Origin of the sequence: Synechococcus sp. PCC 6312 (assembly GCF_000316685.1) — a bacterium.
GTDB lineage: Bacteria > Cyanobacteriota > Cyanobacteriia > Thermosynechococcales > Thermosynechococcaceae > Pseudocalidococcus.
Genome location: NC_019680.1, coordinates 91029 through 113179 on the forward strand (window position 1 = coordinate 91029; position 22151 = coordinate 113179).

The 22151-nt window shown below is 46.4% G+C and carries 24 protein-coding genes; 16 read left to right on the forward strand and 8 right to left on the reverse strand.

Annotated elements, in window-relative coordinates:
- Positions 1 to 217: 217 nt before the first annotated feature.
- The 4 genes from SYN6312_RS00360 (at position 218) to SYN6312_RS19595 (ending at position 1798) form a co-directional block, all read left to right on the forward strand.
- Positions 218 to 400 (forward strand): CsbD family protein, encoded by a 183-nt coding sequence (locus SYN6312_RS00360; protein ID WP_015122872.1) that lies wholly within the window; start codon positions 218 to 220, stop codon positions 398 to 400.
- 247 nt (positions 401 to 647) lie between these two features.
- Entirely contained in the window at positions 648 to 1052 is a 405-nt protein-coding gene (locus tag SYN6312_RS00365) for a hypothetical protein (protein WP_015122873.1), read from the forward strand.
- A 66-nt stretch (positions 1053 to 1118) separates the two neighbouring features.
- Positions 1119 to 1610, forward strand: a complete 492-nt coding sequence (locus SYN6312_RS20870; protein ID WP_015122874.1) for a CsbD family protein — start codon at positions 1119 to 1121, stop codon at positions 1608 to 1610.
- 35 nt (positions 1611 to 1645) lie between these two features.
- Positions 1646 to 1798 carry a lmo0937 family membrane protein gene (locus tag SYN6312_RS19595; protein WP_015122875.1) on the forward strand — a complete coding sequence of 51 codons (153 nt, stop codon included), beginning with the start codon at positions 1646 to 1648 and terminating at the stop codon, positions 1796 to 1798.
- A gap of 8 nt (positions 1799 to 1806) precedes the next feature.
- Here the strand turns inward: SYN6312_RS19595 and SYN6312_RS00375 are convergent, their stop codons facing one another.
- The gene (locus SYN6312_RS00375) at positions 1807 to 4119 is read right to left on the reverse strand and encodes an NACHT domain-containing NTPase (protein ID WP_015122876.1); all 2313 of its coding nucleotides are present in this window, start codon (positions 4117 to 4119) and stop codon (positions 1807 to 1809) included.
- Between the two features lie 591 nt (positions 4120 to 4710).
- Between SYN6312_RS00375 and SYN6312_RS00380 the strand changes: the two genes are divergently transcribed.
- Positions 4711 to 5232 carry a metal-binding protein gene (locus SYN6312_RS00380; RefSeq protein WP_015122878.1) on the forward strand — a complete coding sequence of 174 codons (522 nt, stop codon included), beginning with the start codon at positions 4711 to 4713 and terminating at the stop codon, positions 5230 to 5232.
- Here SYN6312_RS00380 and SYN6312_RS00385 read toward each other — a convergent pair.
- On the reverse strand, positions 5229 to 5981 hold the full coding sequence (locus SYN6312_RS00385) for a biotin--[acetyl-CoA-carboxylase] ligase (protein WP_041430456.1): 753 nt from the start codon (positions 5979 to 5981) through the stop codon (positions 5229 to 5231). The genes SYN6312_RS00380 and SYN6312_RS00385 overlap by 4 nt on opposite strands.
- A 42-nt stretch (positions 5982 to 6023) precedes the next feature.
- On the opposite strand from SYN6312_RS00385, the gene SYN6312_RS00390 reads away from it, so the two are divergent.
- The gene (locus tag SYN6312_RS00390) at positions 6024 to 6326 is read left to right on the forward strand and encodes a hypothetical protein (RefSeq protein WP_015122880.1); all 303 of its coding nucleotides are present in this window, start codon (positions 6024 to 6026) and stop codon (positions 6324 to 6326) included.
- Between the two features lie 73 nt (positions 6327 to 6399).
- Entirely contained in the window at positions 6400 to 7026 is a 627-nt protein-coding gene (ureG, locus tag SYN6312_RS00395) for an urease accessory protein UreG (RefSeq protein WP_015122881.1), read from the forward strand.
- Position 7027: 1 nt separating this feature from the next.
- On the opposite strand, the gene SYN6312_RS00400 is transcribed toward ureG, so the two are convergent.
- From SYN6312_RS00400 to SYN6312_RS00410, 3 genes are all read right to left on the reverse strand, one after another.
- Complete coding sequence (locus tag SYN6312_RS00400) at positions 7028 to 8224, reverse strand: Coenzyme F420 hydrogenase/dehydrogenase, beta subunit C-terminal domain (protein WP_041430458.1); 1197 nt, start codon at positions 8222 to 8224, stop codon at positions 7028 to 7030.
- Positions 8225 to 8400: 176 nt separating this feature from the next.
- Positions 8401 to 9054 (reverse strand): cytochrome b/b6 domain-containing protein, encoded by a 654-nt coding sequence (locus tag SYN6312_RS00405; RefSeq protein ID WP_015122883.1) that lies wholly within the window; start codon positions 9052 to 9054, stop codon positions 8401 to 8403.
- Positions 9055 to 9283: 229 nt separating this feature from the next.
- Entirely contained in the window at positions 9284 to 10036 is a 753-nt protein-coding gene (locus tag SYN6312_RS00410; protein ID WP_015122884.1) for an MBL fold metallo-hydrolase, read from the reverse strand.
- 200 nt (positions 10037 to 10236) lie between these two features.
- Between SYN6312_RS00410 and SYN6312_RS00415 the strand changes: the two genes are divergently transcribed.
- The 8 genes from SYN6312_RS00415 to urtE all read left to right on the forward strand — a co-directional run bounded on the left by SYN6312_RS00415 (position 10237) and on the right by urtE (position 19508).
- A complete protein-coding gene (locus SYN6312_RS00415) occupies positions 10237 to 11799 on the forward strand; it encodes a hypothetical protein (protein WP_015122885.1) in 1563 nt (520 codons plus the stop codon).
- A gap of 265 nt (positions 11800 to 12064) precedes the next feature.
- Positions 12065 to 13363 carry an urea ABC transporter substrate-binding protein gene (urtA, locus tag SYN6312_RS00420; protein ID WP_015122887.1) on the forward strand — a complete coding sequence of 433 codons (1299 nt, stop codon included), beginning with the start codon at positions 12065 to 12067 and terminating at the stop codon, positions 13361 to 13363.
- 173 nt (positions 13364 to 13536) lie between these two features.
- Positions 13537 to 14688 (forward strand): urea ABC transporter permease subunit UrtB, encoded by a 1152-nt coding sequence (gene urtB, locus SYN6312_RS00425; protein ID WP_015122888.1) that lies wholly within the window; start codon positions 13537 to 13539, stop codon positions 14686 to 14688.
- Positions 14689 to 14697: 9 nt separating this feature from the next.
- Positions 14698 to 15909, forward strand: a complete 1212-nt coding sequence (gene urtC / locus SYN6312_RS00430) for an urea ABC transporter permease subunit UrtC (RefSeq protein ID WP_015122889.1) — start codon at positions 14698 to 14700, stop codon at positions 15907 to 15909.
- On the forward strand, positions 15869 to 16621 hold the full coding sequence (gene urtD / locus SYN6312_RS00435; RefSeq protein WP_015122890.1) for an urea ABC transporter ATP-binding protein UrtD: 753 nt from the start codon (positions 15869 to 15871) through the stop codon (positions 16619 to 16621). Before urtC ends, urtD begins: the two co-directional genes overlap by 41 nt.
- A gap of 20 nt (positions 16622 to 16641) precedes the next feature.
- On the forward strand, positions 16642 to 17727 hold the full coding sequence (locus SYN6312_RS00440; protein ID WP_015122891.1) for a HindVP family restriction endonuclease: 1086 nt from the start codon (positions 16642 to 16644) through the stop codon (positions 17725 to 17727).
- Between the two features lie 9 nt (positions 17728 to 17736).
- Positions 17737 to 18747 (forward strand): DNA cytosine methyltransferase, encoded by a 1011-nt coding sequence (locus SYN6312_RS00445; protein ID WP_015122892.1) that lies wholly within the window; start codon positions 17737 to 17739, stop codon positions 18745 to 18747.
- A 5-nt stretch (positions 18748 to 18752) separates the two neighbouring features.
- Complete coding sequence (gene urtE, locus SYN6312_RS00450; RefSeq protein ID WP_015122893.1) at positions 18753 to 19508, forward strand: urea ABC transporter ATP-binding subunit UrtE; 756 nt, start codon at positions 18753 to 18755, stop codon at positions 19506 to 19508.
- On the opposite strand, the gene SYN6312_RS00455 is transcribed toward urtE, so the two are convergent.
- Positions 19505 to 20272 carry a TIGR00297 family protein gene (locus tag SYN6312_RS00455; RefSeq protein WP_015122894.1) on the reverse strand — a complete coding sequence of 256 codons (768 nt, stop codon included), beginning with the start codon at positions 20270 to 20272 and terminating at the stop codon, positions 19505 to 19507. The genes urtE and SYN6312_RS00455 overlap by 4 nt on opposite strands.
- Positions 20273 to 20455: 183 nt before the next feature.
- Between SYN6312_RS00455 and rfaE1 the strand changes: the two genes are divergently transcribed.
- The gene (gene rfaE1, locus SYN6312_RS00460; protein ID WP_253276390.1) at positions 20456 to 21529 is read left to right on the forward strand and encodes a D-glycero-beta-D-manno-heptose-7-phosphate kinase; all 1074 of its coding nucleotides are present in this window, start codon (positions 20456 to 20458) and stop codon (positions 21527 to 21529) included.
- Positions 21530 to 21531: 2 nt separating this feature from the next.
- On the opposite strand, the gene SYN6312_RS00465 is transcribed toward rfaE1, so the two are convergent.
- Both SYN6312_RS00465 and SYN6312_RS20875 read right to left on the reverse strand, forming a co-directional pair.
- A complete protein-coding gene (locus tag SYN6312_RS00465; protein WP_015122896.1) occupies positions 21532 to 21738 on the reverse strand; it encodes a hypothetical protein in 207 nt (68 codons plus the stop codon).
- 3 nt (positions 21739 to 21741) lie between these two features.
- Positions 21742 to 22119, reverse strand: a complete 378-nt coding sequence (locus SYN6312_RS20875; protein WP_015122897.1) for a GIY-YIG nuclease family protein — start codon at positions 22117 to 22119, stop codon at positions 21742 to 21744.
- Between the last annotated feature and the right edge of the window lie 32 nt (positions 22120 to 22151).

Here is a 22151-nt window from a genome sequence, read left to right on the forward strand (position 1 = left end):
ACACTATTTTTTCAGCTGTTTATAGAAGTCTTATGGATTAAGCTTTAGCCTGCAAATTTATAACGTTTTGTATCATATTCAACCATTGAAATTGAACTAAATCTAATCATCCCTCAAATACACCAGCATCAAATTAGATTGAGGTCAGATACGGAAGTGTCAAGCTGAGATTTTAGCGAGGTACTTTGTTCTTCAACAAGTAATTTAGGAGCGAATCATGGGACTTCAAGATAGAGTCAAAGCCGCCGCGAAAAATGTTGAGGGTAAAATTCAAGAAACTGTTGGAGATGTTACGGGTAATCAGAAGCAACAGATAGAAGGTAAGGCTAAGCAGGCAGAAGCTCAAGTCCAAAATACCGTAGAAGATGTTAAGGATGAAGTCAAGAAAATTGTTGACTAGTTTTGATTGACTCGGAAAGCCTTCAATGTCATTCCATGATTTAGTTGTTGTGAGCATTAATTACTTCATGGAATGACTTTTTATGAAAAATTTGCATTGAAAAATTTAAATTAATAACTTAACTCCAAAATTTGAAATATCTTAACAATAAAGAATTAATTAGTTCAAAGCCAGAAATGGAATTCAGTTAATTGATTTTTGACTTTCGATACGTTTGATACTGATCATTAATTTTGAGGATTTAGCCATGTTTTTAACTCAGCGTTATCGCAATGCATTTCTAACTGCCACTCTAGTCATTGTCTTGGGGACAATCGTGCTGATTTCTGGCTGTCAACCGAGTTTTGCGGCTTCCCTGACTAGACAATCTAATCCTGAGCCGATTGTTTGGGTAGTGGCAACAAATTCCTCTAACTCCATAATGGATCAGGTCGGGGCTAACATTAAAAATGGAATTAATCGGCTAACCAATAAAGCTGAACAGAACGCCGCAGATGAAGTCAACCAAATGGAAACTAAAACCCGCGCGGCGATTAATACAAGCATCTCTAATCCTGATTATCAACCTCAGGGCAAATCCAAAGAAGCCAATCGCCAGGATCAGAATGCCCTAGAAGGGATGGAAAAGAAGGTTAAGCAAGCTTACAACTAGAATTCTCAACCTGAAATAAACGATCAATTAATAACTAACTCACCCATTGAAAAAAGGAACAAAATCATGATTTCACCTCAACAGTTTCGCCGATTTTTAATTACGATACTTTTAACGGCTATGTTTATGTTGACGCTTGGATTTGATTTTGGTAAAACGAACACCTGGGCCTGGGCCGTCATGTCAGATTCAAGCCTGAATAATCAACCGTTACTGGCAAATATAAATCGGTCTAAGGCTACCGCTAAAAACCTGGAAGGGAAAATTCAAGAAGCAGCCGGAAATTTGAGTGGCAATCCTCAGGATCAACTCATGGGCAAAGCTAAACAAGCGGAAAGCCAGGCCCGTAATATTGTTGAAAATGTCAAAGATCAGATTAAATCCTCCGGTAGGACGCAAGCCTTTGGTAAAAACATTGAAGGTCATCTCCAAGAAGCTCGGGGCAATATTACCGGAAATCCCAGTGATCAAATTGCTGGTCGGGCCAAACAAGTGGAAAGCCAGGCCAGGAACATGGTTGAAAATGTGAAAGACTCGGTTAAGAAAGCCGTTAAATAAGTTTGATTCAATGTTAAAAACAAGGCAGGAAGAATATGTTTGATTTAGTTTGGACAATTGTGGTTGTACTGTTCATCCTTTGGCTATTGGGCTTTACCATTAACATTGGTGGTGGTCTGATTCACATCTTATTAGTTTTAGTCTTAATTGGTGTGATTTACAACTTATTCATGCGGCGAAAAATCTAATATTGCAACTACTCCCACTCCCGATCTTCTAACTCGGCCTGGTCTAAGAGTAAAGTAGATTCGATTTCCTGACGCACCGCGGCAGTAACTTCACAATTACTATTGAGGCAATCAACCAATAATTTATTTGCGTCATAGTACTTATTGAGAGTTTCTTTTTGTTCTGGCGTAAAATCCCACTCATGCAGAATGTTACGATGTGTCCTTAAGGCATTTTTAAGCTGTTCAACCCAGGCCTGGTGATGGATTTGCCACCATTTTTCATATTGTTTTTGATTATTATTATGCTCAGAAAGTTCGCTAGATAGCTGATCTAATGATTTTTTTAAGCTCGCATCAATCACAACGCCTAAAATATTACTAATTACATTACTGCAAGCTATCGAAAATCTAAAATCAGGACTTTCTTGAATGGCGCATTCGTGCAATAAATTATCTAATGCTACATCGAGTAATAAGCCCTGATCTAAAGTACAGGCTACGGCAAAGTTAGGCGCGAGGTGGGGGACATGAGCCACGGCCAAGTAAAAAGCACGGCGGGTTGCTTCTTTTTGTTCAGGAGGAGTAGATTGTGTTTTAGAATTTGCCCAGGCCAAGAATTCCTGTAAATAGGGATCTCCCGATACCAAATTATCAATTTGTTGCTTCATGGACTGCATCAAAGAATCCGCACTGCGTAACATCATTGTGGTTAAGAGAAAAATTTCATGCCAGTGGGGATCAGTGAGATGACTGACCAGGCCATTCAACGCTTTTTCCAGGGCATTGATATTGTAACTGGCCACAATATTGCGAGCCGTTAAGTATTCCTGCAATGCCAAGTAAGAAAACGAGAAAATGTCCCGGGCCCGTTCTACTAAGATGCCGTGTTGAGACTCAATAGACTTGAGAACTCCTTCACTTTCTTGGCGCAACTCTTCACTATCATCCGAAAACTGGGGCAATGTCCGAATAAAATCTTCAATATATTGTTCTAGCTTCCGCTGCTCAAAGAAGTATTGTCCCTGACTAAATGTTGTGGCAGCAATTCGACTTAACATCTTCACTTTTTGAGGTAAGGCTAAACTCTGATAAATTGCATCCTGATCAATCCCTTTGGCTTCGTTCCATTTATCGAGGAGTAAATCTAATCCTTCTTTATAAAAATCTGTTTTACGGGTCGGAAATCCACCTTTACTTCGATAGATCCAACAAGCCAGATGGAGAAACAAGGGTGTGACAATCAGTTGGCGAAACTTCCAATTATGGGGCAAGTCTAATTTGCGGATAAATTCTTGAGCTTCAGCCTGGCCTGCGGCGGAAGTGGTTTCACTAAAGACAACAAACCATTTTTGGGCAAAGGCGGTAATTTGTGCTTCCGTAAAGGGGGCAATTTCAACATCCGTAAAGCCTCGGAATTTTTGCCGCTCTGCTGCGGTGCGAGAGGAAATAATAAACAGATTTTTATGATACTTATCCGTAAACCGGCGAATTTCCCTTAATGTCTCCGCACTCTGATGCTGTTTAACTTCATCAAGTCCATCAATTAACAGCAAAACCCGCCCGCCCTTCAGTAATAGCTCTGGAATCGCAGCATCACTCATGCCATTGGCCTGGAATTCCTCGACAATATAGGTGAGTAAATTTGGGGTTTGATCGCCAGTTATGGCTTCCGAAAAATGCAGCAGAGAAATGAAGATTGGCACATAATGGGCTAAAAATTCACCGGAGTTACACTGGATTGCTAAATGTTGTAAAAATGTGGTCTTGCCACTGCCCGGCTTGCCTAAAACTCTGAGTTTGCTATAGGTATTGACAGCTTCCAGGCCAGAGATTTGTCTTTGCTCAACGGCTCCCAGGCCAACTCGATCAAATGATTGCGGTGGCAGGCTTTGGAGCATACTGATATTTAATCGTTGTTGACTAGTAATAGACTCTAAAATATTGACATCAACATAAATATCATCAATACTAACCGGACGACTAATATCAAGTAATTGTAAATTGCCACATTGATCTTGAATCTTCTCATGCCGACAATCGCGTACCTGTTTGATCAACCTATCTAATCCCTGATCGGAGGATGATCCATGGCCGAATAAATCTGGAAATTCGGCTGGAGGGTTGAGGGCAATTTCACGCCAGTCAAGATTAAGAATTTCACAAACTTCGCGAAAAATATGTCGATCAACAGGCTGTCCGGTAAAAAAACGCCAAATTGGTTGCCTGGTTTTGAGTCCGACTTCCCACGCCAAATTTTCCTGTGTCCAACCTTTTTGGGCAAAGGCCTTTCTTGAGAGTTGAATGCCAGTGGGTGAAGCTTGGAGTGATCGCTTTGCCATTTATTTTCCCTTTGAAATTATATGACCTATAGACGGGCAGGGGAATCACAATAGATGACAAAAATGCTTGAGATTGTTACCCAAAACAATTAGTTATCTTATAGAGTCTAAAAGATACGTTTTTAAATTTCCAGGAAAATATACATTTCCAATAAAATATGATTGAAATATAAAATATTCAAACAAATCAAACACGATCAATCATTGTATTTTGATGATTTTCCCAAAGATTTAAGCTCAGGACGCTTACACCGATTAAATAAACAGATTGGATACTCATTTTTTATCCTGGCAAGTCGGTGTTGTATTTATTGATTGATTTTCTGTTAAAAAATGTTGCAAAATCAAACAGTTGAGATTGACCCAAGCTGAAATATAAAATCAATTCACGAAATTGACTCAGCCTGATAATCGCTCATAGGCCCTCGGTAACTTGGTCAAGCATGGGGATGTCTTGAGAGATTGGACAGTCGCACGTTGGTCAAATTCCTGCCAGGCCCCGCCCTATGCCTCAACTTCCATCTAAATCGCATAATTCATCTTGGTTGTCCCCTAATGTCTGAAGCAAGGATGTCTGGGTAGTCTCAAGTTATGCCTTCAGGACGGGTTCATGATCGGGTCACAGTGGTCTTATCGCCTTTAGCTGGCCTGGGGGCTGGAGTTTGGGGGCAACGCTGGGAATTAGCAACATTGGCCATTGTCGGTGTCTTAGTCAGTGGTTTTTTCTTAAGTCCCGATTTAGATATTCCCTCAAAGCCTTATCAACGCTGGGGTTGGCTGCGCTGGCTCTGGTGGCCCTATCAACGGCTTATTCCCCATCGCTCTTGGCTATCCCATGGCCCGATTGTCGGAACGGTCTTGCGGGTCGCTTATTTAATCGGCTGGCTGAGTTTGATTGGATTTGGATTGGGTTGGGTTGGCCAGGAGACTGGTTGGTGGACTTGGCGGTGGCAGGACAGCTTAGCTTGGCTAGAAAAATCGTGGCGGCAGGATGATCAGGCCTGGATCATTGGCTTGATTAGCTTAGAAATTGGCGCGATGGGGCATTATCTGAGTGATTTTTTGGGAAGTTTCTGGAAGCGTTCCCGTCCTCGCAAACCCCACCAGGCCTAGCACCATTCCGTAATCTGTCCCTGTGCAATCGTGATCGTTTCCCCAGCGGCCAATCGTAACTCCAACTGTCCCTTGCTGTTAATTCCTGTGACGATGCCCTTAACTATCTCTTGATCTCTTTGGATTGAAATCTGTTTTCCCTGCAAAATGTGGTATCGGTTTAAATCTGGCACTAATGGCGTTAACCCTTGATGAATTAAAACACCCCAAGCCTGGAGGAGATAGACCCTGATTTGTTCCAATAGTTCACCCTGATCGGGAACGGTTTCACTGATCTGCTGCAAACTAATGGCCTGGGACAGGTGCGGGGCCTGGGCCAAATCTACCGCCCGATTTAAACCAATCCCGACAATTACCCGTGTGCCTGGTTTTGAGGGTAAGGTTTCGCAGAGAATCCCCCCCAGTTTGCGATCATCGGCATAGAGATCATTGGGCCACTTAATCCCGACTCCCCCAGGCCCAAAGGCACATAACGCCTCAACTGCGTAGAGAACCGCCAAACCGACCCCCAGCGTAAACCCCGGACAAATGGCCCCCGGCAAATCCAAAACAAAACTGACCGTCAAGACCCCCGCCGGAGCTAACCAGGCCCGCCCCCATTGTCCCCGCCCGGCCGTTTGCTGTGGGGTAAAAACCGCTTGCCCATGCTTTAACCGTGCTGAATTTTCCTTGGCCCAGGTGTTGGTACTCGGACATTCCGCCAGTTCCCATAGCCAATCCCTGATCTCACTGCCCACAATAGAAAACACATCCTAAGTATTACTCTCAAAAAATTGAAGCAGAATAGTCCCATGTTACCCACCGTGATGATGGTTATCCTTGGCCTGGGGGTGGGTGTTCATCCGGTGCAGGCCCAAGCTCTCCCGATCCTCAAAGATGGCATTTGTCCCATCGGCTATACCACCCAAGGTAATTATTGCGTCCCCGGCCGCCAAGCCACAATCGCGATTCCTAAATTGGGGGTTTGTCCAATTAACTATGCCACCCAAGGGAACTATTGTGTCGGGAATCAAAGGGCTAAACCCGCTGTGATTAAATCGGGAGTCTGTCCAGTGGGCTATGTTACCCAAGGCAATTATTGTGTCGGTCAATAGTCCAACTCAGCCCAGCCTCCCAGGCCAAGATGGCGTTAGGATAAGTCACTAAGATCATTGAGAGTTGTGGTTTATGTCCAGTCATGCTTTGCGAGTTGGGGTGGCCGGGCCAGTCGGTTCGGGAAAAACAGCCCTGGTTGCCTCTCTCTGCCAGGCCCTGCGCCAAACCCATGAATTGGCCGTTGTCACCAATGACATTTATACCCAAGAGGATGCAAATTTTCTGGTTCGTAATCAGGCCCTAGAGGCAGAACGCATCCTGGGGGTCGAAACAGGCGGCTGTCCCCATACGGCCATTCGGGAAGATGCCTCCATGAATTTAGTCGCGATTGCGGAACTGGAAACTAAACTCAGGGGCCTGGACATCATTTTTGTTGAAAGTGGGGGGGATAATTTAGCGGCCACCTTTAGCCCCGAATTGGTGGATATTACCCTCTATGTGATTGATGTGGCGGCCGGAGATAAGATTCCCCGCAAAGGTGGGCCTGGAATTACCAAGTCCGACCTATTGGTGATTAACAAAATTGATCTGGCCCCTTATGTGGGTGCAGACCTAGAGGTCATGGCCCAAGATGCCCAAAAAATGCGGGGTAAAAAGCCCTTTTTAATGACCAATTTGAAAACTGGGGCTGGCCTGGAGTATGTTATTGAGTTTGTCTTAGCGCAACTCCCACCCCGACCCATCGCTGTAATGGCCTAACTTAAGTTTTGGGTAAACGGTACTGATCAACGATTTTCTTGGCAAATTCGGGGACATGGGCCGCAAGTTTACTGGGGTAATTCCGCAGCGTATAAAGATAATTGCGGGTGAAGTGGGAATCTATGGAAAAACGGGCATATTCCAAGCCTTTCGGGCCAACTTTCTCAATGACAACCCCCATCAACTTTGCCGCCCACATGGGTAAGGTCACACCCTTGTCGTAAGCCGGAATACTTTGCTGCACGGCGGCCTGGCGATTTCCTTGGGAGATCATCGGCTGGGTTTCCAGTTGATCTTGAACCAGTGACAACATTTCCCGACCCGTTTGATTTCGAACCGTAATCCATTGCCAGCCGAAGGGCGCGCCCATATAGCCGACGACTAAATCCGCTAGGCCATTGACATAATCAAAACAACTCATGCACGAGGGGGCAAAGACATCTTTTAGTTCTTTGGTATTCAAGCCAAAAAAGGGCACGGTTTCTGTAGAGCCATCCTCATGCTTAAAATGCACCCGAAAATCCTGCATAAATTCGTAATAAATCACGGTATCGGGGGAACGGCTAGTCGTATCTAAAAACTTTTGCAGGCCTGCCCGCGTCACATTATCGACACAGGGAGTTCCTAGCACATACAGCTTTTCCAGGCCCAACTTATCTTCCACGGCCCGCAAGGCTTGGATCTGGCAACCGACCCCAATCACCAGTAGGCGCTTTAAGCCGGATTTTTCAATTTCTTCCAATACCGACAAGTTAGGAGAGAGGGTTGGTTTATTGACTCTTGCCGCTAAGATTTCTGCTGGGGTGCGGGCAATGATCGGCCGGGGTTGAAAGCGATCTTCTGGGGTATTTTGGACACAAACCACGCCTTCCACCCAGCCTTGATTGAGCATGGCAATGGCAATGGAACTCACAATCCCTGTCCACTGGGCCCCTGGAATCGGATCGGTTTTACGGGCGGTGATCATTTCCTGGTGTACCCCGAAATAACATTCATCCCAATTGTCTAGATCTCGGGAACGCCCATGGGTCTGGGTTTCGAGGGTGTCAAACTGTTGATTGATAAAGGCACAGGCTTCTTTGACGTAATGGATGTAATAGGTATCACACAGACCACATTCACTGCACAGCTCCTTGGCCGGGCGGCGGCTGTTAGCGGCGATAGCTTTGGCTTTCTTGTGGGAGGGTGTGATGGTCATCGGGATAATAGCAGACATAAATGAGTGGGCAGGCCTGGAGGAAAAAAGAGCTTGGATATTGGCTATGGCCCTCTTCCTTTGTTCAGATTAACCTGGATCACCGGGTAAAGTTTTCGAGGAAAAGCATGGTGGGAAATTTTTGTAATCCCTGGGGCTTTTATGGCAGAGCAGATTTCTTAGGCACTGAAGGCAGGGAGAATGAAGGCCGCAATAATTCCACTAATAACTATAATTTCCCAGACTAGCAGAAGCTTTGAGGACATTAACCGCCATCCTTGAAGCCATGTTTTAGGATGATCACTGGCCCGCACTTTCAGTTGAAACATTGCCACAACTAGGGGAACTCCGCCGACCTTGACCCCCAGGCCAATGTGCAGAACCAAAACCACCAGCATCACCAGCCAGGCAAGTAGATGTCCCAAGTAGGCCCAATGATTTAGCTCGCCCCGCGGTAACCATTCTTCTTGCATCAAGCGTCCAGTAATGGCTGCAAAGGTTGCCGCTAGTAACATCACGGAATTCAATATTTTCTGGAGTGCCACCCAGCTACTCGGTTGTCCAACCTTTTGGAGTTGTTGCCAGGATTGGGGTTGAACTAAGCGACGATATCCCCAATGAAAACTATAGATTGCGAATAGGGGTAAGACAATCAGAAATGTTAGGGCCCCTGTCCCATGAATTCCTTGAATATCCTCTAAATTTGGCAGCGGTAGTTGACCCCAGCGATGATCGTAGGTGTTATAAACCCAAAATCCTGAAACTAAGGCAAAAATAACTAAGGCTGTGATTAGTCCATGAAGAATTCGTAGCAGCGCGGGTTGGTAGGGCATTAGTGGTTCTATGAGTTAGTAACACAGTTTCACCCCCCCGAATCATTGTATAGTCATTTCTGCCAAAACTGGGGCACTCAACAGTCCAGCTCGTAACGGTTTCAAGTATTTTTGTGTTTCATTCCTAAGCGCAATGACCATAGCTACCGACTGAAAGGATTAATCACCAGGCCTGGGGAGTTGACCTCGTTACAGTTATCGGAGTCAAAAATTATTTCAGTTGAGCAAACTAGAGAGACAGAACGTTAATTACTAGACTTGTTGGTAAGCTACTCGGACTCAAGGAAATACTGCTACCCCCAACGCGGCGAATGGTTGTCCCGGCCATGATCTCTAAAAAGGCTTCCAGGGGTTTTAGGTCACAGGCCTTCGGATCTGCTCCTTTCGTTAAATAATGGCTGGGAATGACCACACGGGGGTCGAGAAAATTGATGGCGGCTTTAGCTTCTTCTGGGGTGTAGGCTTTTTCACTACCACCAACGGGAATAATCAGTAAATCGGGTTTACCCATGAGGATTTTTTGCTCTAAGGTAATGGGTGCAGCAATTCCGCCCAGTTGGAGGATTTTAATTCCCCCCTGCGTCCAGGCCCAGGCTACATTGGTACCAAACCGATAGCCCCCGACCCGATCATGATTAGTCCGAACGCCTTGAAATTTAATCCCATTGACAGTGTAGGAACCGGGTTCAAAGAGCAATTTTGGCCGGCCGGGTAAGCCTTCCACAAAGCCTTCATCCAAGAGCCGACTGCTAATCATGACAATATTACTAGCGACTTTTGGGGCCGGCAGGTTTTTGGTGCAGCCACGGGGTTGAAACGGGTTACTGAGAATTCGTTGTCCACTGCCCGTAAACAAGAAACAGGTATGGCCGAACCATTGCACCCCCAAAGAGCCACCAGACTGGGCCTGGGCCGACCAAGCAACCCCTAAGCTGGCAATTGCACCCCCTTGGACATAGCGAAAAAACTGACGGCGACGCATAAGACTCCTACACAAGACAAAGACTGTGGCTTAGAACTAATGGCAGCAAACTAGGGTATGGGTTGGGTGGGTCAAAAGTCTTAGCCAAGTTTACGGGATAATCCTGCATAAGTAACCACTTCAGGATCATAAAAGTTAGGTTCTTCCAGCGGGGCCTGGGGTTCGCTACTATAGGAACATGCATTCCCCTGTGGCTGCTTATGACCGTTGTCTATCAAAGTCGGTTCCTCCGGTTTTGGCGGGTTCAAGTTCACCGCTGGCAACATCATTGGCAAATTCAGCACCGCCGCTGGCAAACCTCTTTTAAGTGGACAGTCCAGGCCTGGGTTTATCCTCTTTATCGCCTCGTCCAATTAAACCAGTGGTTACCCAGGGGCCTCAAACAGGGTCTTAAACAACAATGGCAAGCCCTCCAGGCCCAGGCCGAACCGCAACCGCCGCCCGCCAGTGATACCCCGATTGTCAATCTGCTGCACTCTTTGGACAGTCCAGGTTTAACTCTGATTCACGCCGATGGGGTAGCGGCTCCCCAGTTCATTCTCCATCCTCCGCAACCCAAGCCACGATCACCCCTAGACCAGGCCTGGGCGCAACTCACATCCTTAGGAATCACGGGCTGGCAAACTCTGCAAACTTGGTTTCATCCGCTGGAATCGCCCCAATTAACGACTACTCCCGATCCACTGCTCCTCGCCCCATCCCTTGCCTCACCCCCCTTAAAACCCATCATCCCCCTACAGGCCTGGTGGCAGTGGTTTCAGACTCAATCCGCAAAAATTCGTTCTGTTCGTCCAGTGGTGCCAATTCCACCCGCCAGCCCAGGAACCTCTGCCTTGGCCACTCAAACCACCTCTTTGGACTTAACCACAACAGAACTTCCAGAACATCTGACTCGTTCATCAGGTTCTCAAGGCTGGGCCTGGGTCAAAACGGCCGCGACACAGATTAGCCAAAAAGTTTCCCAAACAACCCTGGGACTTTGGCAAAAGCGGGATCACCTCACCCGGCCCAAAACCCTTACCGCAGCCTTAACTCCCCAGGCCTCAGAGATTCAACTCCGCAATGCCTCAGATTTAGAAGCTTGGCCAACGGGCAACTTAGTATCCCCAAAAATCGAAATTCACGGCATTGCCAGTCAGCTAGCCAATCAGGATTTGGTCTTAGTCGGTTCTGAAAATCAGATTTTTGATATTCTCACCCCCCAACAGCAACAACAACTCCGAGAACGGATTTTGTGGGAATTGGCTGGGTATTACTATCAACTCCGGCAGTGGCAGCATCTCACCGGCCAGTCTTTAGCCAAATGGGGATTAGCCACCAGCACAACTGTATCCCTTGATCCAGCCCCCCCGAATCCACCCCGGCCCCATGTCAGCTTGCTACCCCAACTTGGCAGATCACCCTTACCGTTCCATCGCCTCTGGGATCAATTCCAGGCCTGGTTATTGGGTTGGCCCCCTCGCTCTCGTGAAGCCCAATCCCTGATCATTCCTGAAGCTCCAGTCAGGGCTATTTGCCAAAATCCAACCCAATTTATCAGTCCCTTATCCGGCTCACATACCCCAAAACTAGCCAACCCCACCCAATCCCCAGGTCTAACCGCCACGCATCCATTCACCCTGGATATTGACTCAACCTTTTTAGGCTATGAACCCCAAGGCCTGGAAATGATTTGGTTGTGGCTGGATCGTCTTTTTCTATGGATAGAACGGGCCTGGGCCTGGTTGTGGGGATTAGGGCCAAAACTGGGAAATTTGGGATAAGGCAAGGCATCCTTTGAAACAGAGTGGTGGAGCCGGTGGTGGCTACCTCCTGGCCTGGGTGAGGGCGTGACTCAGATGTAGCCAAGACTACAAAGCAAAATCTAAAAGAAAAGCAAACAAGGGAGAAAATGTATATTCAGATACAATTCCCAGTCCAGTCATCGCACTACTATCACTTAGCTGTGGCCAATATTCTCCAGTTTGAATAAAGCCGGCCAACATCTGTATGTATGAATTCTATGTGTGAATTTGGGAGATTAACTACATGACCAGGGGCATTCGGCGGCGTGACTTTATCGTATTTGGTTCCGTGGCGGCCGGGAGTATTCTCCTCAAGGCTTGTGGCGGCGAAACAACAACCACAACGGAGGGTTCTCCTAGCCCAGCAGCCGGTGGCGAAACCATTAAGGTTGGGATTTTGCACTCCCTCAGCGGCACGATGGCCATTAGTGAAAAAAGTGTTGTTGATTCCACGATGATGGCGATCAAAGAAATTAATGACGCAGGCGGTGTCCTCGGCAAGCAAATTGAAGCGATCCAAGAAGATGGGGCCTCTGACTGGCCAACCTTTAACGAAAAAGCCAAGAAACTGATCCAGCAGGATAAGGTTGTCACTGTTTTTGGCTGTTGGACATCTGCCAGCCGCAAAGCCGTGTTGCCCACCTTTGAAGCCGAAGATCATATGCTTTGGTATCCCGTCCAGTACGAAGGGCAAGAATGCTCGAAAAATATTTTCTACACTGGTGCAGCTCCCAACCAGCAGATTGAACCCTCTGTGACTTGGTTAATGGAGCAATATCCCGGTAAACCCTTCTTCCTGGTGGGGTCTGACTATGTGTTCCCCCGCACCGCCAATACGATCATCAAGGCCCAGTTGGCCGCTAAGGGGGGCAAGGTTGTCGGTGAAGACTACATTCCCTTGGGCGGTACAGAAGTCACCCCGATTATTTCCAAAATCAAGGCGGCGATGCCCGATGGCGGGATTATCTACAACAGCTTAAACGGGGACAGCAACGTTGCCTTCTTCAAACAATTGCAAGGGGCTGGGATGGGGCCAGATAAATATCCTTCTATGTCTGTCAGTATCGCCGAAGAAGAAGTCCAGGCCATTGGGGTGGAATATTTGAAAGGTCACTTTGCGGCCTGGAACTATTTCCAAACCGTGGATACCCCGGCCAACAAGGTCTTTGTGGCTAACTTCAAGAAAATGTACGGAGAAGATCGGGTCGTCAACGATCCGATGGAAGCGGGTTACATTGCTGTCAATATTTGGAAGCAAGCCGTTGAGAAAGCTGGAACTGCTGATGACCTCAACAAAGTTCGGATGGCGGCTCTTGGGCAAACCTTTGATGCTCCAGAAGGAAACGTGACGATGGAAAATAACCACCACTTGTCCAAATGGGTCCGGATCGGTAAGGTTCAGGATGATGGACTCTTTGAGATTGTCTATTCTACTGATGGCCCCGTTGCGCCTCTGCCCTGGAACCAATTTGTCCCGGAAACTAAGGGCTTTGCCTGTGACTGGTCTGATCCAGCTAAAGGTGGCAAGTTCAAAATGAGCTAATGACACCTACGTCTTCAAATCCCGTTTGATTTGGCATCTGGGGTTACAGATTTAAGTTCGGATTGGATTTAGACTGTACCCCAGTTTTTATACCAAATTAAGGGAAACCAAGCGGGGTTCGGACAAATGAAGGCCCGTGTAATCAGTTTTTGCCTGGAGAAGGAGAACTTACCTTGACACAGCTTTTAGAAGCGGTTTTCGGTGGCTTAAGTATTGGCTCTGTTTTGCTCCTCTCTGCCCTTGGCCTGGCGATTGTTTTTGGCCTGATGGGGGTGATCAATATGGCCCACGGTGAATTGATGATGTTGGGGGCCTACACCACGTTTGTGACCCAAAACATTCTCAAAGCCACACCCTTGGCCCCCGTTTATATCTTTGTCGCCCTGATTGCGGCCTTCATTGTCACCGCTTTGGTGGGCTTGCTCTTGGAGCGAAGTGTGGTGCGGTTTCTCTATGGCAGACCTCTAGAAACCCTCTTGGCGACTTGGGGAGTGAGTCTGATTCTCCAACAGCTTGTTCGTAGTGTCAGTTGGCAATTTGTGACGGGCCTGGGGATTTTTTGTTTGCTCTATTTTGGGGCGCAATCGTTGCTGGCCTGGAAAACTGACTTTGACCGCATCCGTAACTGGTTTATCGGGATTATGCTCCCCTTGTCGGCCATTATTGCCCTGGTGGTCTCCAATGTCTTGGGCAATGCCTATAAGCTTGCTTTTACAAAACCCTGGTTTGGCACTCAAGGTGTAGATGTCACGGCTCCCCAATGGTTACGGGGTGGATTGGTGATTGATACCTACCAGCTTCCCTATACCCGCCTATTCATCATTATTTTGACCATTCTCTGTCTGGTTGCCGTTTATTGGTTTTTAAATCAGACGGCCTGGGGCTTACGAATTCGCGCCGTGACCCAAAATCGCTCCATGAGTGCTTGTCTAGGGATTCCGACCCAAAAAGTGGATGCGCTCACCTTTGCCATTGGTTCAGGCCTGGCGGGAATTGCCGGATGTGCGGTGGCTCTTTTAGGGTCTGTGAGTTCCAACACTGGCCAAGCCTATATTGTCGATACCTTCATGGTGGTGGTCGTGGGTGGGGTTGGTAAATTGGTCGGGAGTATTGTTGCGGCTGGTACTATTGGCACCCTGAGCTATGTGATTGGCTCCAACGCCCTTTCCCCGTTAATTGGCTTTAATGACCAAATCAAAACAGTCCTAGAGTTCTTTGCAACGGCCAGTATGGCCAAGGTGGTCGTTTTTGCCTTAATTATTGTTTTTCTCCAATTCCGGCCAGCGGGTTTATTCCCCCAGAAAGGCCGCACAGTGGATGCCTAGGAATAGCTTATGACTCCAACACTTGCTCCCCCTGTCCTCCAAAAATCACCCCGCAGTCGTAAAAAGCAACTCATTACTGAAGCGATTGTCGTAGCCGTGGTTGCCCTGATTTTACTCTTTGTCATGCCTTGGATTTTTGCCCAGGCCGGTCAGGGGGTACGGGTCAACCAGTTGGGGCGGTTTATGGCCTTGGCGATTGCGGCCTTGGGGATTGACTTAATTTGGGGCTATACGGGTTTACTCAGTTTGGGCCATGGCTTGTTTTTTGCCTTGGGTGGCTATGCCTTGGCCATGTATTTACAGTTGCAGCCATTACCGGGGCAAACTGAAGTCCTGATTCCTGAGTTTTTTACTCTCTATGGGGTGGACAAACTGCCCTGGTTTTGGGAGCCGTTTTATTCCTTTCCCTTTACATTAGCGGCAATTATTGTCATCCCAGGCCTGGTGGCAGCGGCATTCGGCTATTTGATTTTCCGCAACCGGATCAAAGGCGTTTATTTCTCAATCCTGACCCAGGCCGCCTTAATTGTATTTTTTAACTTCTTCAATGGGCAACAAAAGCTCATTAATGGAACCAATGGCCTGAAAACCGATACCGCCACGATTTTTGGAGTCTTAGTCGGCTCACCCCCGGTTCAAACCACTTTTTACGCCCTCAGTATTCTCTTTGTTATTGTTGGCTATGTCCTCTGTCGGTGGTTAACCAGTGGGCGCATGGGGCGGATGTTGGTGGCGATTCGGGACGATGAAACTCGGGTGCGATTTTCTGGCTATAACCCCACCGGCTACAAGGTGTTTGTGTTTGCGATTTCGGCAATTTTGGCTGGGATTGCGGGGGCTTTGTTTACAGTTCAGTCTGGGATCATTACCCCGAGTTCCTCCATGAGTGTGGCTTTTTCCATTGAAATGGTGATTTGGGTTGCGGTTGGGGGGCGGGGGACATTGATCGGGGCAGTCCTAGGAACCCTAATTGTCAACTTTGCCAAAACCCTTTTAAGTGAGCAATTTCCTGCCTTTTGGCTGTTTTTCCAAGGCGCTTTATTCCTGATTGTGGTCACTGTCTTACCGATGGGGATTTTAGGCTGGTTCCGCACCACAGGTTGGAAATTCATTTGGGGACGCTTTGGCCCACAACCCATCGAAACCTATCCCAGTCTTGAGCTAGATCCAGAGGTGGAGTATGAGCGGGAAACTATTGAGCATCAGCAATCTGACCGTTAGTTTTGACGGCTTCAAGGCCATTAACAACCTTAATTTCAGCATGGAAGAAGGGGAACTCCGGGTTGTGATTGGCCCCAATGGTGCCGGAAAAACTACCTTCATGGACTGCATTACGGGCAAAACTAAACCCACCTCTGGGACTGTTATTTTTAAAGGGAAGGACTTACGCCCCTACGCTGAATATGAAATTGCCCGGATGGGAATGGGGATTGGCCGCAAATTTCAAACGCCTCGGGTTTTTCTAAATCTCACTCCCAGAGAAAACTTAGAACTTTCCTGTTTCCGTAAAAAAAACTTATTTGGCTCACTCTTTGCTAAGACATCTAAGCGAGAAAAACTCACCGTTGATGAGGTGCTGGAAACAGTTGGCCTGGAACACAAAGCAGATATGCTTTCCGCACTTCTTTCTCATGGAGAAAAGCAACGCTTAGAAATTGGGATGCTTGTGGCTCAATCACCCGACTTAATGTTGGTTGATGAACCTGTGGCTGGCTTAACTGATGAAGAAACGGAAAAAGTCGGGGATTTGCTTCTAGCTTTGTCCAAAACTCACTCGATTATGGTGATTGAGCATGATATGGAGTTTGTCCGCCAGATTGCCAAACAGGTAACGGTCTTACATCAAGGGTCGGTTTTATTTGAAGGCAATATGGACGAGGTACAAAATGACCCGCGGGTGATTGAGGTTTATCTCGGCAAACAAGAAGATTAATATCAAGTATTATTCAATTCATGGCGCACCCTGGATTATTTGGCATCGTCCACTCAAATCGAAACTTTGCAGAGCAGGAGAATTGGGGAAAAAATTGCTTCAATAGCTCATTCCCTATGGCCCTGTGTTGCTATATGAGTCACATGAACATTTCTCCTGTCTACATTTCTATTGATAATAAACTGAATATTAAGCATGAAAAGGAGTCGGTATCTCAATTATTTGGTATTCCTTCAAATTCCTCAGACTTATTTTTTGGTTTTGAAACAGTATACTTGCCATATCAAAACTTTGTTCACGGAATTTATTACTCTGCTGATGTTGTTTTGAGCAACAAGATAACTAGGCATCAATTCAGGTGCTTTGAAATCAAACTTACGGCATTACCTGACAATACAACTTGCAGTTTAAGTGATAGTGAATTTAGCTGTGAAATCGTAGTGCGACCGAGCACTATCGCATTTGTAGCACTGGGTATAGTTAACCACATTTCTAACACTGGATTAGTTCAGATATTTTCTAGGTTACTAAGCCCAATTTGTAGTCAAATACAGAATTGGCAGGATAAGAACGAAATACTGATTCACCTTAGTCATTTTAAGCAAGCTATGATTGACGTTATATCTTTTTTGCTAAATCAAAAACAAAAGATATACACTCAACAACCGCTAGTAATCCAACCAGTTTGGAAGACCCTAGGTAAATCATCAACACTACATGATAACTGTCTTGATACTTTTATTTGGTCAGATTTGGCGTTAATCTTGTTGCCGCTTCATCAAATTAATACATCAAGAAGAACTCAAAACATATCAAGACCAGCCCGTACAATAATTTGGTTAATTAAGATGCTTTATGACTTTATAATCAATGGGCAGATTAATATAGCTCAAGTCATAGATACGCTAACATATGATACCAAGAACGATAAAGCTTTTGCAGCCAGTGGACGGGTAACGCACCCATTCCTATCTAGTCCAGAACTAACTCAGCCACGGATCAAGAAATCTGAAATTAAAAATATAATCCTAAATGGTGGGCAAAATCTTTTAAGTCCTGAACGCAGATTCGATGCCATTATCGTCAATACCCCCGGATTATTTTGAGTTTGGCCTATGTTTTTCAGTAAAAGCCTTAGGGTAATTGACTTATTTTCTGGCTGTGGTGGAATGTCACTTGGCTTTCAATCTGCTGGCTATGATGTTGTTGCTGCTTACGATAATTGGCCTCCAGCGATTCATGTCTATCAACAAAACTTTGATCATCCAATACTGAATATTGACTTAGGCGATCCTCTACTTAGTTTTCAAGAATTTGAAGAGTTTGATGCTGAAATAATTATTGGTGGCCCACCTTGCCAAGATTTCTCTCATGCTGGAAAAAGAAATGAAGAATTAGGTAGAGCAGATTTAACCATAACATTTGCAAGAATTATTACCTATGTTAAGCCAAAACTATTTGTTATGGAGAATGTAGATCGCATCTTAAGAAGTAAAAAATATGAAGTTGCCAAAGACTTGCTCAAGAAAGCTGGATACGGATTAACTGAAGTTATATTAAATGCTAGTTTCTGTCATGTCCCACAAAATCGCAAAAGACTCTTTCTAATCGGTGATTTAGGTGCTTATGATCACTTTATGAATCATTTTTTAGAACACAATCTTAGTTCCGTTCCTCTAACAGTACGTCAATATTTTGAAGAAGAATTAGGGAATAGCTTAGATACAGAATATTATTATAGACACCCTAGAAACTATTCTCGTAGAGCAATATATAGCATTGATGAACCAAGTGCCACAATTCGTGGGGTAAATCGTCCAATTCCGAAAAATTATCAAATTCATCCTGCTGATGCTTGTGATTCACTTGATAGAGTACGCCCATTAACTACGAGAGAACGTGCCACAATTCAAACTTTCCCGATTAACTTTCTATTTTCGGGTACAAAGACTAATATTGAGCAGATGATTGGCAATGCTGTCCCTGTAAAACTTGCCCATTATGTTGCCACATCGGTTATGAGCTATATCAAGTGTAAAGAGCAGAACCAATTAATTACTTATGAGCAGCTTTCTTTCCTTTCTTCTCAACTTCAATCCGCTCCCAGTTTAGTTTCTTTAAGGTAGTACCTATGATTTCTCAAGATAACTCGAAGAATCAGTATTTAGATAATGATGGTCAACCCACTTTGAAGGTTGATGGACTGAATGTCTATTACGGTGAGAGTCATATCCTCCGGGATGTGGACATGGGGGTAGCTCCAGGTAAAATGGTCTGTCTGATTGGGCGCAATGGAGTCGGTAAAACAACCCTGCTTAAGACGATTATGGGACTCCTCAAACCCCGCCGCGGCGATATTGCCTTTCAAGGAGCATCAATTAAGAACTTGACTTCAGATCAACGGGCGCGGGCGGGAATTGGCTATGTTCCCCAAGGGCGGGAGATTATTCCCAGGTTGACGGTGGGTGAGAATTTATTGCTGGGCCTGGAGGCGACTAAGGGCGGTGTCAAGCCCAATGCTAAAGTCCCCGAAGAAATTTATGAATTGTTTCCGGTTTTGAAAACCATGCTGAATCGGATGGGCGGTGACTTGAGCGGTGGACAGCAACAGCAGTTGGCGATTGCTCGGGCCTTGATGGGAAAACCTCGTCTTTTAGTTTTGGATGAGCCAACGGAAGGAATTCAACCCTCGATCATTCTGGAAATTGAAGCTGCGGTGAAACGGATTGTTCGAGAAACGGGAATTTCGGTATTACTTGTGGAGCAGCATTTACACTTTGTCCGCCAGGCCGATTGGTACTATGCCATGCAAAAAGGCGGGATTGTGTCTCAGGGGCCAACCAGCGAACTGAGTAATGATGTGATTCAAAAATTCTTAGCGGTTTAACTCCAGGCCTTGGTCACGAGTTCCCCACAAACTGCCAGGCCAGCCCCGACTGTGGTATTAATCCCGTTGACTACTTCATTGGTGAGCCAAGCATAGTTCTCCTGCCACTTGGCCCCGATCAGACTCTCAATGTAGTTGGCAATTAAAGCAGCTAAAACGCATAGGCCAACACCCCACCCACTCACCAGGCCCAGGCCCGATCCCAGGAGCGAAATCAACAATGCTGCCCCCAGGCCGGCCAACGTCCCCTCTAAGCTCACAGCCCCTTCAGTTCCCGATGGTACAGACTGAAAAGTAGTCACTAAAAAAGTGCGCTTACCGTAGGCTTTGCCAATTTCACTGGAGGTTGTGTCTGACAATTTTGTACTAAAACTAGCCACGTAAGCCAGCATTAGGTAAGGCAGCCATGGTTCAGGGGTAATCACAGTTAAAAGCGCACAAATCGCCCCCGTCAAGGCGGATCCCCAAACATTTTCCGGCCCCCTGGCCCCATCTCGTTTTTCAGCAATTCCCTTGGCTTGCTTTTGTTCCAGTCCAACTTTTGTGACTGCTGAACCGACCAAAAAGTAAAACATGACAATGACATAGCCCCGCCACCCCAATGTCCCCCAAACCAACACCCCTAGGCCCCAAGCATGAGCCAAACCCGCCGGAGTCAGCAATTTTTTGGGAATAATGATTGCCAGGCCAGCTAAAAGGGAATTCACAACCAGGCCAACAACCCAAGGCGAAGTCAACCCTAGAGGCAGATCAAGACTCACCATGACCAAGACACTCCCAACTCAAAACAATAGTATTAGGCTCAATGTTCTCAGCAAATAAAAGTCTTCTAAGCGTTTTCCATAGACTATTTAACGACTTACCTCTATCTAACTCTAAATGACTAATGCTATTGGGCCGTCAGGCGTGGCAAAGCATCAGGGTTCAAGTCTAGGCCCTAAGATAGGATGGCAGATTTTCTTGACCCCAATTCCCCCTGTGGCAGTCCCATGACCCTCTCCTTCCATGAGCAACTTGAGCAAGCCCAGCCGCGCCTCCAAGACCTGATTGGCCAATATCAACGGGCGAATATTTTGGTTGTGGGAGATTTAACGGTTGATGAATTTCTCACCGGGGAAGTCGAACGGCTCTCGCGAGAAGCCCCTGTCCTGATTTTGCGCCATGAATCTACTCGTCAAGTTCCTGGGGGGGGAGCCAATGCGGTCTATAACGTGGCTAAATTGGGCGCAAAGGTGAAAGCGGTGGGCCTGGTGGGGGATGACAGTCAAGGGGTTGCGCTTAAACGAATTTTTCAGGCAGCCGGAATTGATACTAGCGGCATTTTTACCGATCCCGACCGGCCAACCGTGACCAAAACTCGGATTTCTGGCCATGCCCGCCAATCTGTCACTCAGCAAATCGTCCGCGTGGATCGCAAATCCGATGCCTGGCCCCACCCTCATCTCCAGGCCCAGATGGCAGAGTACATCAAAGCTCATTTAGAAACCGTAGATGCGCTCATTTGTTCCGACTATGGAGATGGGGTTTTTTCTGCACCCGTGATCGAAGCCGCATTGGCTCATAAATATGTCATGGTGGATGCCCAACAGGGACTAGCCCGCTATCAAAATGCTCATTTATTTACCCCCAATTTGCCCGAAGCCGAAGCCGCAGTCGGATACCGGATCAAAACCCCCGCCGATGTGCTCCAGGCCGGTCAGGATTTATTAGAACTTACCCAGGCGCAACGAATTTTAATTACCCGCGGTGAAGATGGGATGAGTTTGTTTAGCAGGAATGGGGAACCAGAGCATATTCCGGCCTTTAATCGCACTGATGTGTTTGATGTGACAGGGGCTGGGGATACAGTCGTTGCGGCTTTGACCTTGGCATTAGTGGCTGGCGGCAGTTTTCTGGAAGCTTCAATCTTAGGAAATTTAGCAGCCAGTATTGTTGTCCGCCAATTCGGCACCGCCACAACCTCAGCAACGGAAATGGAAACAACGTTACACAATTTATTGGGGAGCGAACTTCTCCGCTAGGGTTACTGCCCCCGGCCGGGTTGACAGTCTGCAAAACTTAATGCCTCAGTGTCTAGGAAACTGGCAATGGCCATCTCAATAATGGCTTCAACGGGATAATCAATTTCACTAGCACGAGCGATTAAGGCATCTTGAACTCTCTGTGGTAGGCATTTTAGGATAATTTTTGCATCGGCAGGGGAAAGCTGTTCCAACAGTTCTACTTGCATGGGTTAAGACTCCATCGGAATTTTGACATTGTAGGGTGGCTCAGTAGCCCTCAAGATGATTGACTCTAATTCCAATAGTAGTGCTGGATTTTTCGAGTAAGGGATTGTTTGGATCGCAATTCGAACATCTTCATGGAGATATTGATCAAGCCATGCCCATAAAAAAGCCTTGTGTCCCCCCTTAAAACGTCCCCGCAGATTTTGAGTTTTGCCAATATAAAGCAATCCTCTAGTTCTGTGCCTGATTGCATAAACTCCAGGGCGACATGGAATATCCATAAAATCCCGACTGATGGGTTGACAACACTCAAATGGAGTAAACGCAATTGCATCTAGAATGTCCTGGGCCTGGCTATGAATTTCAGAGTTGTGGATAGGCATGACAGTAAAGGGTATGGATTGTTCAAGGCCGC

Bases quoted from the DNA above. Each gene is read 5' to 3' on its own strand.
- SYN6312_RS00360 (WP_015122872.1), top strand. From the start codon at position 218: ATGGGACTTCAAGATAGAGTCAAAGCCGCCGCGAAAAATGTTGAGGGT.
- SYN6312_RS00365 (WP_015122873.1), top strand. From the start codon at position 648: ATGTTTTTAACTCAGCGTTATCGCAATGCATTTCTAACTGCCACTCTA.
- SYN6312_RS20870 (WP_015122874.1), top strand. From the start codon at position 1,119: ATGATTTCACCTCAACAGTTTCGCCGATTTTTAATTACGATACTTTTA.
- SYN6312_RS19595 (WP_015122875.1), top strand. From the start codon at position 1,646: ATGTTTGATTTAGTTTGGACAATTGTGGTTGTACTGTTCATCCTTTGG.
- SYN6312_RS00375 (WP_015122876.1), bottom strand. From the start codon at position 4,119: ATGGCAAAGCGATCACTCCAAGCTTCACCCACTGGCATTCAACTCTCA.
- SYN6312_RS00380 (WP_015122878.1), top strand. From the start codon at position 4,711: ATGCCTTCAGGACGGGTTCATGATCGGGTCACAGTGGTCTTATCGCCT.
- SYN6312_RS00390 (WP_015122880.1), top strand. From the start codon at position 6,024: ATGTTACCCACCGTGATGATGGTTATCCTTGGCCTGGGGGTGGGTGTT.
- ureG (WP_015122881.1), top strand. From the start codon at position 6,400: ATGTCCAGTCATGCTTTGCGAGTTGGGGTGGCCGGGCCAGTCGGTTCG.
- SYN6312_RS00400 (WP_041430458.1), bottom strand. From the start codon at position 8,224: ATGACCATCACACCCTCCCACAAGAAAGCCAAAGCTATCGCCGCTAAC.
- SYN6312_RS00405 (WP_015122883.1), bottom strand. From the start codon at position 9,054: ATGCCCTACCAACCCGCGCTGCTACGAATTCTTCATGGACTAATCACA.
- SYN6312_RS00410 (WP_015122884.1), bottom strand. From the start codon at position 10,036: ATGCGTCGCCGTCAGTTTTTTCGCTATGTCCAAGGGGGTGCAATTGCC.
- SYN6312_RS00415 (WP_015122885.1), top strand. From the start codon at position 10,237: ATGACCGTTGTCTATCAAAGTCGGTTCCTCCGGTTTTGGCGGGTTCAA.
- urtA (WP_015122887.1), top strand. From the start codon at position 12,065: ATGACCAGGGGCATTCGGCGGCGTGACTTTATCGTATTTGGTTCCGTG.
- urtC (WP_015122889.1), top strand. From the start codon at position 14,698: ATGACTCCAACACTTGCTCCCCCTGTCCTCCAAAAATCACCCCGCAGT.
- urtD (WP_015122890.1), top strand. From the start codon at position 15,869: ATGAGCGGGAAACTATTGAGCATCAGCAATCTGACCGTTAGTTTTGAC.
- SYN6312_RS00440 (WP_015122891.1), top strand. From the start codon at position 16,642: ATGGCGCACCCTGGATTATTTGGCATCGTCCACTCAAATCGAAACTTT.
- SYN6312_RS00445 (WP_015122892.1), top strand. From the start codon at position 17,737: ATGTTTTTCAGTAAAAGCCTTAGGGTAATTGACTTATTTTCTGGCTGT.
- urtE (WP_015122893.1), top strand. From the start codon at position 18,753: ATGATTTCTCAAGATAACTCGAAGAATCAGTATTTAGATAATGATGGT.
- SYN6312_RS00455 (WP_015122894.1), bottom strand. From the start codon at position 20,272: ATGGTGAGTCTTGATCTGCCTCTAGGGTTGACTTCGCCTTGGGTTGTT.
- rfaE1 (WP_253276390.1), top strand. From the start codon at position 20,456: ATGGCAGATTTTCTTGACCCCAATTCCCCCTGTGGCAGTCCCATGACC.
- SYN6312_RS00465 (WP_015122896.1), bottom strand. From the start codon at position 21,738: ATGCAAGTAGAACTGTTGGAACAGCTTTCCCCTGCCGATGCAAAAATT.
- SYN6312_RS20875 (WP_015122897.1), bottom strand. From the start codon at position 22,119: ATGCCTATCCACAACTCTGAAATTCATAGCCAGGCCCAGGACATTCTA.